9 protein-coding genes and 1 pseudogene are annotated in these 15,571 nt (G+C 71.4%); 9 read left to right on the plus strand and 1 reads right to left on the minus strand.

All coding sequences use genetic code 11. The annotated features are described in order from the left end of the window. Positions 1-167: 167 nt before the first annotated feature. Positions 168-4,244: a discoidin domain-containing protein gene (locus tag IE318_RS28875; RefSeq protein ID WP_189905046.1), complete on the minus strand. Its 4,077-nt coding sequence runs from the start codon at positions 4,242-4,244 to the stop codon at positions 168-170. Positions 4,245-4,541: 297 nt separating this feature from the next. Between IE318_RS28875 and IE318_RS28880 the strand changes: the two genes are divergently transcribed. The 9 genes and pseudogenes from IE318_RS28880 to IE318_RS28920 all read left to right on the plus strand — a co-directional run bounded on the left by IE318_RS28880 (position 4,542) and on the right by IE318_RS28920 (position 15,364). Then, positions 4,542-6,683 (plus strand): DUF8189 domain-containing protein, encoded by a 2,142-nt coding sequence (locus tag IE318_RS28880; protein WP_189905047.1) that lies wholly within the window; start codon positions 4,542-4,544, stop codon positions 6,681-6,683. Positions 6,684-6,800: 117 nt separating this feature from the next. Beyond that, entirely contained in the window at positions 6,801-8,090 is a 1,290-nt protein-coding gene (locus IE318_RS28885) for an ABC transporter substrate-binding protein (RefSeq protein WP_189905049.1), read from the plus strand. A gap of 1 nt (position 8,091) precedes the next feature. Then, the gene (locus tag IE318_RS28890) at positions 8,092-9,030 is read left to right on the plus strand and encodes a carbohydrate ABC transporter permease (protein WP_189905191.1); all 939 of its coding nucleotides are present in this window, start codon (positions 8,092-8,094) and stop codon (positions 9,028-9,030) included. Then, positions 9,030-9,878: a carbohydrate ABC transporter permease gene (locus tag IE318_RS28895; RefSeq protein WP_189905051.1), complete on the plus strand. Its 849-nt coding sequence runs from the start codon at positions 9,030-9,032 to the stop codon at positions 9,876-9,878. Before IE318_RS28890 ends, IE318_RS28895 begins: the two co-directional genes overlap by 1 nt. After that, the gene (locus IE318_RS28900) at positions 9,875-12,013 is read left to right on the plus strand and encodes an alpha-galactosidase (RefSeq protein WP_189905054.1); all 2,139 of its coding nucleotides are present in this window, start codon (positions 9,875-9,877) and stop codon (positions 12,011-12,013) included. The genes IE318_RS28895 and IE318_RS28900 overlap by 4 nt, the downstream gene beginning before the upstream one ends. 17 nt (positions 12,014-12,030) lie before the next feature. Continuing rightward, positions 12,031-12,225: pseudogene (locus IE318_RS28905) on the plus strand (SDR family NAD(P)-dependent oxidoreductase); the annotation flags it as partial. A 139-nt stretch (positions 12,226-12,364) separates the two neighbouring features. After that, entirely contained in the window at positions 12,365-13,510 is a 1,146-nt protein-coding gene (gene dgoD, locus IE318_RS28910) for a galactonate dehydratase (protein ID WP_030183520.1), read from the plus strand. A 2-nt stretch (positions 13,511-13,512) separates the two neighbouring features. Continuing rightward, a complete protein-coding gene (locus tag IE318_RS28915; RefSeq protein ID WP_373311307.1) occupies positions 13,513-14,325 on the plus strand; it encodes a hypothetical protein in 813 nt (270 codons plus the stop codon). Between the two features lie 328 nt (positions 14,326-14,653). Then, positions 14,654-15,364, plus strand: coding sequence for a YoaK family protein (locus tag IE318_RS28920; protein WP_189905058.1), 711 nt, complete (start codon positions 14,654-14,656; stop codon positions 15,362-15,364). The last annotated feature ends 207 nt before the right edge of the window (positions 15,365-15,571 follow it).

A 15,571-nucleotide genomic window follows, 5' to 3' on the forward strand; every position in this document is an offset into this window, starting at 1 on the left:
ACGGCACCAGCCACCGCTCCCTGATCCGGCCTGATCGACGAGACACCCCCTGGGAGTGCGCCGCAAAGTCAGGGCAGCCGGAGTCGTAGGCAGGCTGGGGTGACCAGGGCTTGGTAGTGCCGGGCTCGTTTGCGGCCCAGAGGCCCGTTCAGCCGCGGCGATCCCGGTTACGGCCGGCCTGTCACCTCGGGAACGTTGTAGCCCTCGGCCTTCAGCCCCGGCCGCGCCGTGTGCGCGCGGTCGGGCCAGGACACGGTGACCCTCCGGGACTCGCCGGGCAGCAGCCACAGGTAGTTGTCGCCGTACTCGGCGGGCAGAACCCGCTGCCCGGAACTCGTGTCCACCAGGGACAGGCGCACCATCGCCGCCACCGACGAACCACGGTTGGTCACCTCGGCTGTCAGCCGGTGCCGCCCGCCTGACCGGCCCTGCGAGTCGATGACGTCCACCGAGACCCTGGTCTGCCGCGCCTTGTTCAGCGTCTGCATGGCCTCCGGTGTCCCGTAGCGCCAGTACGTGTTCTCCGCGAGTGTCTTCCCGTGCTCGTCCGCGAGCCGCAGGCGCAGCAGGTACAGGCCGGGCAGGGAGCCCTGCGGGTCGGCGATGAACGCCTTCGCCGTCGCGGACGCGGCCACGTCCACGGTCGCCCTCTGCTCGTCGGCCACCTGGCGTCCGTCCAGGTCGTACCAGCGGGCGGTCACCGTGGCCTTGTGAAGGGCACGCGGGGTGTGGTTGACGGCGAGGACCTGCCCGTCGACCGGGCTCGCCTGCACGTGCACGGGCTCGCAGGCCTTGCGGGAGCCGTAGTAGGCGCCGTTGACATCGAAGTCGTAGTCGTACGTCTGCCAGACCGTGCTGTACCAGGCCGGGTGGGACATCCACAGCAGCAGGGCGCTCGCGTCGTCCCACAGCCTGGCGTTCCACGCCTCGAACATGGCGCGGTGGTTCTCGTAGTTCAGGAACTGCGCCTTGCGGCAGAAGTCGTCCAGGTCCTTCGCGGTGCCGAGCCGGGACTCGATGGCAGCGCGGTAGTTCTGCGGGGCCTGGTTCCCCCTGGTGCTCCAGTCGTGGTAGTACCAGGAGCCGCCGATGGGCCACTCGGGCTCGTCACCGACCAGACGGCGCACGGTCTCCGCCGTGGAGACCACGGGCATGCCGATCTCGGTGTGGAAGCCGTAGTTCTTGCTGCCGTACGTCGAGGCGGAGAAGTACTTCTCCGCCTCGACCCAGCCGTAGGGGCCGCCGCCGGTGACGATGCCGTCGGCCGAGTTGTTCTGGTAGAGCACGCCGGGCGCCCCGGAGTGGACCGCGTCGCGCATGCCGTCGTCGATCGCGGCGGGCGGATTGCCCTCGTTGGCGCCGCACCACACCACGACGCTCGGGTGGATGCGATAGCGGAGCACGACGTCGTGCGCCGTGCTGTTGAACGCGTCGTGGTCCGGCGGGTCCATGCCCCACGCGTTGGGGAAGTCGTTCCACACCAGGATGCCGTGCTCGTCGCAACTGGCGTAGAACTCCTCGCGGTTGCTGCTGCCGACCCAGTTGCGGATCATCGTGAAGTTCATGTCGCGGTGCATCCGCACCGCCGTGTCCATCCGCTCGGCGGGCATCCGGCGCAGCAGCTCGTCCCAGCCCCAGTTGCCGCCCCGGCAGAACACCCGCACGCCGTTGACGCTGATCTTCAGCGGCGCGATGGAGTTGTCGACCGACGTGACGTCCTTCCAGTCGGTGCCGTTGTCGGAGACCTGGATGGTGTATGTCCGCGCGTACGCCTGCTCCCAGGTGATCGCCACCCGGTCGAACCGCTCCGGGGCACCCAGGTCGAACCGGATCCAGCTGTCGTCCTCGTAGACCGAGGTCCAGCGGGTGTTGACGTCGCCGTCCACCGCGTTACCGGCGACCGTGCCCTCGCCCTCGGAGGAGGCGGTGGCGGGCTTGCGCAGCGCCAGATTGATGCCCGGTCTGGCGCTGTCCACGACGGCCAGTTCCCACATGGAGAAGCCCCAGCCGGTGGCCCTGGTCCGGCAGAACACCCGCATGTACCGCGCGGTGACCGCGTCGAACTCGACGTTCTGCATGCTCGCCGAGCCGGAGGTGTGGAAGGGCAGCGGCGCGGCGGCGTTGTCCACGTCCTTCACGCCGGTCCAGGCGGAGCCGTCGTCGGAGACCTGCACGGTGTACGTCCTCGCGTACGCCTGCTCCCAGTCGACCGCGATCCGGTCGAAGGAGACCGAGGAGCCGAGGTCGACCTGGACCCACTGCTCGTCGTCGAAGGATGACGACCAGCGGGTGTCGCCCTTGCCGTCGGTGACGTTGGCCGCTCCGCGCGAGGGGTCGTCGAAGGAGGACGCGGTCGCCTTCTTGCCGAGGGCCAGGTCGTCGCCGGGGGTGAAGCTGTTCAGGACCGACAGGCGCCACATGGACGAGCCCCACTGGGTGGCGCGGGTGTGGCACAGGATGCGGACGTAGCGCGCCTTCTGCCGGGCGAAGTCCACGGTCTGGGTGAAGATGTCGCTGCTCCACCGGAACGTCATCGGGACTGCGCCGTACTCGTAGCCGAACTGGCGTATGCCGAAGCGAGTGGTGCGGCGATCGCTCTCCCGGCCGTCCACGGAGGCGGTCAGGGTGAGGTCGTGCAGGTTCGGCTCGCCGTAGCCGTTGGGCCACCACAGCTCCGGGTCGCGCAGGCGCAACTGCGGGAAGTCGGCGGGGGCGAAAGTGACATCGGTGCTGCCGCCGCCGGACACCGTCACGGTCCGGGTGACCTTGACGGTGCCGAACGCGGCGGTGACGGTGACCCGCCTGTCGTCGGAGTCGGCGTTGCGCACCGGGACCACGACGGTCAGCTCGGCTGTGCGGGTGTCGGGCAGGTCCGGCAGCAGCGTGTCCACGCGCGGGTCGCCGATGACGGCGGCGCCGGTGGAGCGCAGGCGTACGTGGTTCCAGATGCCGGCCGCGCGGTCGCGCACCGCGGGCATCCAGTCCCAGCCGGAGGAGGCCAGGTACGTGGGGGAGTTGCGGTTCATCATGTTGGCGCCGGCGTCCACGAACGCGAGGCCGGCCGGGCCCTTGTCGGTGGGGCTGCCGGGGAACGGCATGGGGGTGATTCTTACCGCGAGCGCCTGGTCGCCGGGCGCCAGCAACTCGGTGACGTCGTAGGAGGCACGCGAGAACGGATTGGTGAAGGCACCTACCCTGGTGCCGTTGAACCAGATCTCGGCCTCGTGGTTGACGCCGTCGAACTCCAGCCAGACGTGCCGGCCCGTGCCGGTCCGCAGACCCCTGGGCAGGGCGAACTCGCGCCGGTACCACCAGGAGTGCCGGGACAGCGCCTCGGGCACGTGCAGGTTGTTGAACCCGGCCACCGGGTCGGGCAGATGACCCTGGTCCACCAGCGAGGTCAGCACCGTGCCGGGGACGGTCGCCGCGAGCCAGCGGCTCGTGTCGTGCCCGACGCGGGACAGCACGGCACCGTCGGCGCCGGCCCAGTCGTCCGTCGTCAGGTCCCAGCCGGACTCCAGCGGGACGGTCCCGTCGGCGGCCTGCTTCAGCGGCTGGGGATGCCGCTCGCGCACGCCCCAGTCGGTCCAGCCTGTGACCTCGGGGCGCCGGGTACGGCAGGTGCCGTACACCTGAAGGCCGTTGAGGCCGAGCGGGTTGGAGTTGGAGCGCTCGGTGACCGTCATCCGCACCCAGCGCGCGCTGACCGCCTTCGGCAGGACGATCTCCATCTCGCCGCCCTTGCCGGAGTGCGTGCGGTACACCGCCGTCCAGGACCTCCCGTCGCGCGAGGTCTCGATGACGAAGGCCACCGCGCAGCTGGACAGGATCTCCTGGCCGGTGGTGTTGTCGCGGGGGCTGCCGGTCGGGGAGTCCTTGAAGGGCGGGTCGTCGGAGGTCGCCTCGAACACCAGCCGCAGCGAGGAGACTTCGCACAGCGCCTGGAGGTCCACCTTGATCCACTGTGGGTCGCCCGCCGCCGCGCGCCAGCCGCTGCCCTTCACCCCGCGCACCGCGAGACCGTCCACGGCGAACTCGGCGGGCGTCGGGGCATAGTCGGTCGAGGACACGAAGACCGGTCGGTACGCGGCGAGTTCGGCCGGGGGAGTGCTGGGGTCGGGGCGCCCGGTTCCGGCCGCGGCGGCCGAAGCGAGCGGGCCCACGCCGAGACCGAACCCGGCCAGCAGGCTGGACCCCGCCGCCATTACGGTACGACGGGAGGGCGTGGAGGGCTGATCCGACATGAACAAGGCTCCGATCAGGGAAGACCAGGGAAGACCAGGGAAGACCAGTGAATGAGGGGCCGGTGGACCAGGATGTGATGACAACGTTGCCAGCCGCTGACAACGTTGCCGAACACTGCCCTCACGGCACCGGACTGTCAAGGTGTTCGGGCGACTCCGGCTTTGTTTCTCGTAAATTAGGAATAAAAGTTGACAGGGTTTCGGTCGGGCGTCACAGTCGTCGCCGTGACGCCGTAGGCCCCTGCTCCGGTGCGGCCCGCGTCACGCATCCCGCTTCCCAACCTCTGGGAGAGGCACGTGACTTCACGCCCGCACGAACACGATCACAGACGCGTCCGGTTCGCCCGGACCGCGCTCGCCGCGGCCATCGCGGTGGCCCTGGCCGCCACCGTGACGCCCTCTGCCCACGCGGCCCCGGCCGTGGACCAGGGCGCTCCCGACTACTACGACAGCGGTCTCGCGCCCACGCCCTACATGGGCTGGAACACCTACTACGGCCTCGGCGCGCCCACTGAGAGGGAGGTGCGCTCGGTCGCGGACAAGCTGGTCAGCAGCGGTCTGCGGGACAGCGGCTACGACATCGTGTGGCTGGACGGCGGCTGGCAGGCCGACAACCCCCGCGACGCGCAGGGGCGGCTGGTCGCCAATGCCCAGCGCTTCCCGTCCGGCATCCCTGCGCTCGTCGACTACCTGCACGAGCGCGGCCTGCGGGCCGGTATCTACACCGACGCCGGCACCTACGACGGCGGCAAGAGCTGCGGTCTCGGCAGCCGGGGTCACTACGAGCAGGACGCCCGGCAGTTCGCCGGGTGGAAGATCGACGCCGTCAAGGTCGACTTCCTGTGCGGCATCTCCGAGAAGCTCGATCCGGGCATGGCGTTCAAGGAGTTCAGCGACGCGGTCGCCAAGTCGGGCCGCAGGATGCTGCTGAACCTGTGCAACCCGCTCACCGACGACTGGGGCCTGCCCCACACCCCGGAGCAGGACGCGCACAACACCTACGCCTACGCGCCGACGATCGCGGACTCCTGGCGCACCGGCACCGACATCGCCTGGGGCACCCCGAGCCCCGGCCAGTGGCCCAACGTCCTGCGCAACATGGACGCCAACGCCTGGCACCCCGAGGCTCAGGGACCTGGCCACTACAACGACCCCGACTACCTGATCCCGACGCGCCGCATGCCGGACGGGAACCTGGAGCTGACCGAGGAGGAGTCGACCACCCAGTTCGTCATGTGGGCGGAGATGGGCTCCCCGCTGATCCTCGGCTCCGACCCGCGCACGCTGTCGCCGTCGATGCTCGCCACCCTGCGCAACCCGGAGATCATCGGCGTCGACCAGGACCGCCTCGGCGTCCAGGGTGTTCGCGTGGCCACCGACGCCACCGGTGACGTCTACAGCAAGGTGCTCTCCGGGGACGGCCGCCGTGCGGTCGTCCTGCTCAACCGCTCCGACCAGGCGGCCGAGCGCACCGTGAAGTTCTCCGACGCCGCCCTCGGCGGCCGGGTCAAGGTCCGCGACCTGCGGGCCCGCGCCGACCGGGGCACGCATACCGGGTCGTACACCGTCACCGTCCCCGCGCACGGCACCGCCTTCCTCCGGCTCACCGGCGAGGATGCGCTGCCCGGCGAGAAGCTCGGCCTGCCCGCCACCGCGAGCCCGGCCGCCGTCCGCACCGGCTCGGCGCCGAGCACCTTCGTGCGCGGCCCGCGCGGCACCCTGCTCCAGCAGACCTCCGAGGGCAGGGGCAACCGTGTCCGCGACCTCGGGGGCCCGGTCCGCGGCGGCATCCTCGGCCAGCCTGCCGCGTACGCCTCGGCCGACGGCCGGATCGACGTGTTCGTGCGCGGCGCCGACTCGCGGGTCTACCGGCGCGCCTACACCGGCGGCCACTGGAGCGGCTGGCAGAGCCTGGGCGGCACGGTGGCCGACGCCCCGAGCGTCGCCTTCACCGACTCAGCGCACTGGACTGTGTTCGCCACCGACGTGGACGGCCGCATCGTCCAGCGCGGCGCGAACACCGGCTGGACCTCGCTCGGCACGCCCGGCAGCCGCCCGGCGTACGGCAGGCCGTCGGCGGCCGTCGACTCCGAGGGCCGCGTGCACGTCGCCGTGCGCTCCGCCGCCGACGACATCTGGACCCGCACCCGCTCGGCGGGCGGCGCGTGGTCCGAGTGGACCTCGGTCGGCGGTACGGTCAGCGGCAGCCCGACCCTCGTCGCCTCCGGCGACAGCGTGCTGCTCTACGTCCGCGCCGGCGACTACACGCTCTGGCAGCAGCGGTACGACGCCGGTGCCTGGCAGGGCTGGAGCAAGCGCGAGGAGTTCCCGAGCGCCGCGTTCGACGGTTCCCTGGGCGCCGTCGCGGGCCCGGACGGCGCGGTCGACGCGGTCTACCGAGGGGTCGACGGCACGGTTCACCACACCCAGTTCAAATAAATTAGTAATTAATCTTGACGTGGTGTGAGTGCCACGCGAATCTTGACGCGCCGCGACGGGGCCGCGCCGGGCCCCCGGCCGCACGGCCCCGCCGCGTGAACCCACAGGGAGCCCTTCATGACGAACCTTCAGACGAGCCGCCGGCGTTTCCTCGCCGGACTCGGTGCCACCGGGACGGCGGCTGTGCTCAGCGGCTGTGTCACCGCCTCCTCCGACGCCAAGTCCCCTGCCACGGGCCCGGTGACACTCCAGTCGAACCTCTCGGCACCGCAGGCCAAGGCAGCGATGGAGGACCTGGCCGCCGCCTACGCCAAGAAGGGGTCCGAGCGCGTCAGCCTCAACACCGTCGCCGCCGAGACCTTCCGCACCCAACTCCCGACGTACCTCACGTCCGCCAACCCGCCGGACGTCTACACGTGGTACCCCGGCTCGGTCGCCGACGCCTACGCCAAGAAGAACCTGCTGCTCGACCTCGATGACGTCTGGGCGTCCTCGCCTGACCTCAAGCGCTACTCCAAGGCGCTGAACTCGCTGTGCACCTCCAGCTCCGGCAAGAAGGTGTTCGTACCCTCCACCTACTACTGGTGGGGCATGTTCTATCGGAAGTCCAACTTCGCCAAGTGGGGCGTCAAGGAGCCCAAGACCTGGGACGAGTTCCTCGACCTGTGCGACAAGCTCAAGTCCAAGGGCGTCGCCCCCATCGGCCTCGGCGCCGGCGGCAACACCCCCTGGGTGGCCTCCGCCTGGTTCGACTACCTGAACATCCGTATCAACGGCGCCGAGTACCACCGTCGGCTGCTCGCCGGCAAGCACCGCTTCGATGACCCCGAGGTGCGCAAGGTCTTCGACCGCTGGGCCGAGGTCCTGCCCTACTTCGACCCCAACGGCACCGCCGTCGCCTTCCAGGACGCCACCACCGCGCTGCTCAACGGCCGCACCGGCATGATGCTCATCGGCACCTTCTTCGCCGACGCCGCGCCCAAGGACGCCCTGGACGACATCGACTTCTTCCGCTTCCCGGTCATCGACCCCAAGGTGCCGCTCGCCGAAGAGGCCCCCACCGACGGCTACTTCGCCAGCGCCCGCAGCGGACGCACCAAGCAGGTCGGCGACCTGATGAAGTACCTCGCCACCGCCGAGGCCCAGGAGATCTACATCAAGGGCTCCTCCGGCACCGTCCTGCCCTGCCACCCCGATGCCAAGGACGCCGGCACGCCCCTGGTGAAGAAGGGCCGCGCGCAGATCGAGTCCGCCGCCGAGATCACGCAGTTCTTCAACCGCGACTCCAGCGACGCCCTCCAGCCCACGGCCGACACCGCGCTCACCAAGTTCCTCGCCAAGCCCAAGGACGTCGGCTCCATCCTCACCACCTGGCAGCGCGACGCCCAGAAGATCTGGAGTGCCTGAGGTGGCAGTGCTCACCACCACCGCGCGCAAGACCCCGGCCGTCACACCGCCCAGCGGCGGGCGCGGCCGGGGGCCCGTCCGCCGCACACCGCCGCTGGTCCTCGCCTTCGTCCTCATACCCCTGCTCGCCGAGGCACTGTGGGTCTTCTGGCCCGCCCTCCAGGGCTTCTACCTCGCCCTCACCTCCTGGGACGGTGTCTCCCCGCCCCGGTTCGTCGGCTTCGGCAACTTCCAGGAGATGGTGCACGACGAGGTCTTCCGGACCGCCGCGATCGACACCGTCCTGTGGCTGGTGCTGTTCGGCGGACTGTCCGCGATCCTCGGCCTGGCCGCCGCACTGCTGCTCCAGCAGGAACGCCGCGGCGTCGGCTTCTACCGCGCCGCTCTCTTCCTGCCCGTCGTCTTCTCCCTGGTGGCGACCGCCCTCGTCTGGCAGGCGATCTACCAGCCCGACGGCGTGCTCAACCAGATCCTCCAGGGCGTCGGCCTCGGCAGCCTCCGCCACGCCTGGCTCGCCGACCAGGACACCGCCCTGTACGCGGTGATCGTGCCCGCCCTGTGGCGCCAGATCGGCTACGTCATGGTGCTCTACCTGGCCGGCCTCAAGGGCATCGACCCCTCGCTCTACGAGGCGGCCAAGATGGACGGCGCCGGACGCTGGCAGCGCTTCCGGCACGTGACGCTTCCGCAGCTCCGCAGCGTCAACGCCGTCGTGCTGTCCGTCATCGTCATCGACTCCCTGCGCTCCTTCGACGTCGTCTGGTCGCTCACCCGAGGCGGCCCTTACCACTCGTCCGAACTGCTGAGCACCTACATGTACTCCACCGCCTTCCAGTCCCTGCGACTCGGCTACGGCTCCGCGCTCGCCGTCGTCATCTTCGTGCTGGCCTTCGGCGTCATCTGCTCCTATCTGGTCCGTGCGTTCCGGGAGGCCGACTGATGTCCGCCGACTCGACCGCCCTGAAGCGCAGACGGGCCGCGACCGCCGGATTCCACCTCGGCGCCGGACTGCTGGCCACGCTCTGGCTGCTGCCCATCGTCCTGGTCCTCGTCACCAGCCTGCGCTCGTTCGACGACGTTGCCGCCAACGGGCTCGGCAGCCTCCCGCACTCCTTCACCCTCGGCAACTTCCGCCAGGCCTGGGTCGACGGCGGCCAGCAGCGCGCCCTGATCAACAGCCTCGTCGTCACCGTCCCCTGCGTGCTGATCACCCTCGCGCTCGCCGCCATGGCCGCGTTCGCCCTCAGCCGCTACGAGATGCCGCTGCGCCGCACCCTGCTGCTGCTCATGCTCGGCGGCAACCTGCTGCCCCCGCAGATCCTGCTGATCCCGGTGTCCAAGCTCAGCGAGATCATGGGCATCTACGACACCCTGCCCGCCCTCGTCGGCGTGCAGATCGGCTTCGGAGTCGGCTTCTACGTCTTCGTCCTGCACGGCTTCATGCGGGCCATCCCCAACGAGATCCAGCAGGCCGCCGTCGTCGACGGCGCCGGACCCTGGCAGATCTTCTGGCGGATCATCCTCCCGCTCACCCGCCCCGCGCTCGCCGCCCTCGGCGCGCTCGCCTTCACCTGGATCTTCAACGACCTGCTCTGGGCCATCACCGTCCTGCGCAGCGACACGAAGATGCCCATCACGGCCGCCCTGATCGGCCTCCAGGGACAGTACGTCTCCATGTGGAACGTGATCGCGGCCGGATCCGTCATCGCCGCCGCCCCCACGGTGGCCGTGTTCCTGCGGTTCCAGCGCCACTTCGTGGCCGGCCTCAACCTCGGAGCGGTGAAATGACCTCCTGCGAACGCTGGACCCTCCGCACGGAGCACACCAGCTACACGGTGCGGCTCTCCCCGGACGGCCCCTGGGCGGAACTCGACGCCTGGGGACCCCTGGGCGTGGAGGACGGCCCGTCCGCCCTCGACTGGTCCCGGCGCACCCACTTCATCACCCCGGCCGACGCCGCCCCCGCCGAGTACCTGCCGCAGGGCCAGCGCCCCTTCACCGGCGCCGAGCTCGTCGTCGGGCACTCCGGGGACCAGCGCGGCGTGTGGTGGGAGTTCGCCGGGGCCGAACAGGACGCGGACGGGCTGCGCCTGGCGTTCACCGACGACGTCGCCGGTCTGCGCACCACCCTGTGCTACGCCACTGTGCCCGGCACCGACGTCGTCCTGCGCTGGACCGAGCTGACCTGCACCGGCGACGGCGAACTCCGCCTGGAACGCCTCGACTCGGGTGCGGTCACCGTGCCCGTCGCCGACGGCGCCCGGCTCACCTACCTCACCGGCCAGTGGTCGCAGGAGTTCACGCACACGCAACTCCACCTCAGGCGCGGCACGTTCAGCATGGGCAGCATCCAGGGAGTCCCCGGCCACGCCTACGCCCCGTGGCTCGCCGTCCAGGACGCGGCCCTGCCCGACGACGGCACCGCCCCGACCTACGGCATCGCCCTGGAGTGGTCCGGCAACTGGCACATCACCGCCGAGGCCGAACCCGGCGGCGCCGTCCGCGTCCGCGCCGGCCGCGTCCCCCACGAGGGCGCCGTCGTCCTCCAGCCCGGACAGACCCTCGCCACCCCACGCCTGGCCTGCGCGTTCAGCCCCGAGGGCACGGACGGCCTCGCCCGGGTCTGGCACCGCTACGAGCGGCACCTCGGCGGCGACCGCCTGCACCGGACCCGCAAGGTCCTCTACAACTCCTGGGAGGCCACCGGCTTCGACGTCCACGCGGCCGACCAGCTGGAACTCGCCAAGGTGGCCGCCGATATCGGCGCCGAAGTGTTCGTCGTGGACGACGGCTGGTTCACCGGCCGTGCCGACGACACCGGCGGCCTCGGCGACTGGTACCCCGATCCGGCGGAGTTCCCGCGGGGCTTCGGACGGTTCGTGGACGACGTGCGCACCCTCGGCCTCGGCTTCGGACTGTGGGTCGAACCGGAGGCCATCAGCCCGAACAGCCGCCTGCACGCCGAACACCCCGACTGGGTCTACCGCGTCGAGGACCGCCCCGGCCGCCTGGTCCGCAACCAGCTCCTGCTCGACCTCGGCCGCACCGATGTGCAGGACTTCGTGATCGGCACCTTCGACCGACTGCTCACCGGGTACCCGATCGAGTACCTCAAGTGGGACATGAACCGGCCGCCCACCGAGCGCGGCCGGCCCGGCGCCGGACCCGCCGACCGCCTCGACCTGGACGCCGGACACGTCGCCGGATACCTCCGCGTCCTGGACCACCTGCGCACCGCCCACCCGCACGTCACCGTCGAGGGCTGCGCCGGCGGCGGAGGACGCATCGAACACGCCACCCTGGCCCGCACCGACGTGGTCTGGCCCAGCGACAACACCGCGCCCCTGGACCGGCTCGCCATCCAGCACGGCTTCCTGCACGCGCACGCCCCGCACGTGATGAGTTCCTGGGTCACCGACTCGCCCGGTGTGTTCGACCCCCGGCCCCGCTCCCTCGCCTTCCGGTTCGTGCTTGCGATGTGCGGCGTCCTCGGCATCGGCGCCGACCTGCGCTCCTGGAACGCGGACCAGCGCGCCGAAGCCGCCCGCTGGATCGCCCGCTACAAAGAGATCAGGGACGTCGTCCACCACGGTGAGGTCCGCCTGCTCGGCACCCCAAAGGACCCGACCTGCGGGGTCCAGTACACCGAGGCCCACAGCTCACGCACCGTCGTCGCCGGGTTCAGCACCGGCGTCCTCGACGGCGCACCCCTCGTGCCCGGCCGCCCCGCCCGGCTCCGGCTGCGCGGACTCGACCCGGCCGCCGCCTACCGGGACGAGGACACCGGCACCCACTACAGCGGCGCTCACCTGCTGCACTACGGTCTGCCGTTCGCCTGGACCGCCGACCACGACGCCCGGCTCGTCGTGCTGACCCGCGACCAGGCCCGCACCGGCCCGCTCGATCCCGCCCACCACCCATGAAGGACCCGAACCCCACGATGGAGCAGCCCGCACGACGGAACGGTGCACGCTTCACCGGCCGCACAGCCGTGGTGACCGGAGCCGCCTCCGCTATCGGAGCGGCCACCGCCGAGCGCCTCGCACGAGGGGGAGCCGCCGTCGTGCTCGCCGACATCGTGGACGAGCGGGGCGAGGCCGTGGCCGGACACATCACCGAGGACGGCGGCCGGGCCGGCACCGCGCCGTCCTGGACGCCGCACGGGACCGCGACCCGCCGGCCTTCGAGGCCGCCATGTGCGCCCTGCTCGGCCGGGCCGGCCGCGAACTGGACCGGGTCGACCCTCCCGACGAAATGAAAGGCAACGGCGGTAAGTGAAGATCGCTCGCATTGAGACATTCCTGGTCCCGCCACGCTGGCTGTTCTGCCGCGTGGAGACCGACGACGGCGTGGTCGGCTGGGGCGAACCCGTGGTCGAGGGCCGCGCCGAGGTCGTCAGCAGCGCCGTCGAGGTCCTCTCCGAGTACCTCGTCGGCCAGGACCCGCTGCGCATCCAGGACCACTGGCAGGTCCTCACCAAGGGAGGCTTCTACCGAGGCGGCCCCGTCCTCTCCAGCGCAGTCGCCGGACTCGACCAGGCCCTGTGGGACATCGTCGGCAAGACCTACGGCGCGCCCGTGCACGCCTTGCTCGGCGGCCCCGTCCGCGACAGCGTCCGCGTCTACGCCTGGGTCGGCGGCGACGAACCCGCCCAGCTCACCGAGCAGATCACCGAACAGGTCGAGGCGGGCTTCACCGCCGTCAAGATGAACGCGGCCGGACCCACCTCGCCCGTTGCCACCGCCGCCGAGACCGCCGCCGTCGTGGCCCGCGTGGCCGCCGCCCGTGACGTGCTCGGCCCCGACCGGGACGTCGCCGTCGACTTCCACGGGCGCTTCGGAGCCGCCTCGGCCCGCCGCGTTCTCGCTGAACTCGCCCCCCTGCACCCGATGTTCGTGGAGGAACCCGTCCTGCCCGAGCAGAGCCACCTGTTGCCCGGCCTGGTCGCTGCAAGTCCCGTCCCGCTCGCCACCGGCGAACGTCTCTTCTCCCGCGCCGAGTTCCTGCCCGTACTGAACGCCGGCATCGCCGTCGCCCAGCCCGACCTCTCGCACGCGGGCGGCATCTCCGAGGTCACCCGCATCGCCTCCCTCGCCGAGACGTACGGAGCCCTGCTCGCCCCGCACTGCCCGCTCGGCCCCATCGCGCTCGCCGCCAGCCTCCAAGTGGCCTTCGCCACGCCTAACTTCCTCATCCAGGAACAGAGCCGCGGCATCCACTACAACAAGGACGCCGACCTCCTCTCCTACGTCGTCGACCCCGAGCCGTTCCGCTTCACCGCCGGACAGGCCCACCGAGGCGACGCGCCCGGCCTCGGCATCACCGTGGACGAGAACGCCGTACGCGCCGCCGACCGCACCGGGCACGCCTGGCGCAACCCCGTGTGGCGGCACGCCGACGGCTCGTTCACGGAGTGGTGAGCGTGTCCCTCACCGTCACCACCGACCCCGCGCACGGCGGACGCTGGACCTCGCTGCGCGCCGCCGGCCGCGAATGGCTGTGGCATCGCCCGGATCCCGCACGCGAACGTGTCGCACCCGGCGACGCCTTCGTGGACGCGGGCGGCCTGGAGGAGTGCGTCCCCACCGTGCGCGGCACCCCCGACCACGGCGACGCCTGGTCCCGACCCTGGACCCGCGACGGCGGCACCGAGCGCGTCGACTGCGACGCGTTCACCCTCGCCCGCACCGTCCGGACCACCGCCGACGGCGTCGAGGCCGACTACACGCTCACCGCCGATCCCGGCTACCGCTTCGTATGGGCCGCCCACGCCCTGCTCGACCTCTCCGAACGGGCCGAACTCCGGGCCCGTACGGGCATGCCCACCCGCGTCTTCCCGGAGGCGGCACCACTGCTCGACGGTCCCTGGCCCGACGGCGCCCCCTGGGTGGAGGGCGACTGGCCCGCCCCGCGCGGACTGCGCCTGGACCGGTTCGGCCCCGACGACGGCAGCGCGGTCGGCGCCGTCCTTGCGGACGGCCGGGTCTGCGTCCATGACGGACCTCACCGGCTCGCCCTCGCCGTCGAGGCCGAGGGACAGCCGGTGTCCGTCGCCCTGTGGCGCAACCTGGGCGGCTTCCCCCAGCAGGACCCCTACCGCAGCACAGGGGTGGAACCGATGCTGGGCCGCGCCTTCGACCTCGCCGAGGCCGGCCCCGACGACGCGGCCCGCGTCCCCGCCTCCGGCGAGGTCCGCTGGCGGCTCATCCTGACCGCGGGCTGCCGGTGCCCCTGACCTCGACCTGATCGAAGCGTCCCTCAGCGGCGCGCCGAGCTCGGCGTCATCGCCCGGGCCGCCGCGGAACTCGGGCCGTAGTGGCTGATCGGCGCGGGCACGGTCCTGACCGCCGACGCGCGCGGCCGCGCGGGACGCCGACGCCCCCTTCGCCGCGACCGCGGGCCGCGACGCCGCCGCCGTCACGACCCCCATCGAACGGCCGGGACGCGCACCGAGCACGACTGTCCCCTGCCGCGCGCGCACGAGTATCGCGACACCCACGTGTCCGGTGACGCAAAGTTAAGATTGTCCACCATGAGTGACGAAGTCCAGTCGCGGGGGAACCATGGAGCATCAGGAGGAATCGAAGGTCGGCCCGGGACGGTCTGTCCGCATCGCCGTGGTGCTGCTGGTGGCGGCCTCCGGAGCCCTGGAATCTGTTTCCTTCCTGGGCCTCGACCGGGTCTTCGCAGGAGTCATGACCAGCAACCTCGCGCTGCTCGGCATGGCCGGCGGCCGGGGCGAGGCCGTCGGCGTGAAGGCGGCGGTCCTGGCGCTGGCCGGCTTCGGCGTGGGCGTGCTGGTCGTCGCCCGGTACACCCGCGGCCGCGTCACGGTGGCCACCCACTGGCCGCGGCACATCATGGTCGTCCTCGGCGCCGAGGCGGTCATCCTGGCCGTGGTCGCGCTGGTCTGGGGAGTCACCGGCGGCATGCCCGGCGAAGCGACCCGGGACGTCATGCAGTTCGGAGCGGCGCTCGGCATGGGGTCGCAGTCCGGTGCCATGGTGGCCGCCGGGCAGGCCGCCGCTCCCACCACCTACCTGACCGGCACGCTGGCCACCTACATCGTCAAAGGCATCGGCACCGGCCGCCCGGGCATCTGGGTACCGTTGCGGTTCGTCGGCCTCATCCTGGGAGCCGCCGTGTCGGCCATGCTGCTGACGGAGGCCCGCGCGTGGGCCGCACTCCCACCCGTGGTCCTGGTGCTGTGCGCCGTCGCCATCGCCCGCGAACCGCTCGTCGCACGGCGTCACGACACCACCGGGCCGTCCTGATCGGCCGCGGGACATTCTGCCGGGGACGCGCACCGGTCGCCGCTGTGCGACAGCAGTCCGGTCGCCCTTCGGCGGCACGGCCGATCACATGACGGATGCGAGGTATGTCCCTTTTGTTCAGGCTGGGACATGAGGGCGCGACCGTCGAAGGCGCGCGGTTCCGCCGTCGATGCCAGTCGTGGGCGGGGCGGTACTCCGGCCCGCCCA

The organism is Streptomyces spiralis, assembly GCF_014654675.1.
Lineage (GTDB): Bacteria > Actinomycetota > Actinomycetes > Streptomycetales > Streptomycetaceae > Streptomyces > Streptomyces spiralis.

Bases quoted from the DNA above. Each gene is read 5' to 3' on its own strand.
- IE318_RS28895 (WP_189905051.1), top strand. From the start codon at position 9,030: ATGTCCGCCGACTCGACCGCCCTGAAGCGCAGACGGGCCGCGACCGCC.
- IE318_RS28875 (WP_189905046.1), bottom strand. From the start codon at position 4,244: ATGTCGGATCAGCCCTCCACGCCCTCCCGTCGTACCGTAATGGCGGCG.
- IE318_RS28885 (WP_189905049.1), top strand. From the start codon at position 6,801: ATGACGAACCTTCAGACGAGCCGCCGGCGTTTCCTCGCCGGACTCGGT.
- IE318_RS28900 (WP_189905054.1), top strand. From the start codon at position 9,875: ATGACCTCCTGCGAACGCTGGACCCTCCGCACGGAGCACACCAGCTAC.
- IE318_RS28920 (WP_189905058.1), top strand. From the start codon at position 14,654: ATGGAGCATCAGGAGGAATCGAAGGTCGGCCCGGGACGGTCTGTCCGC.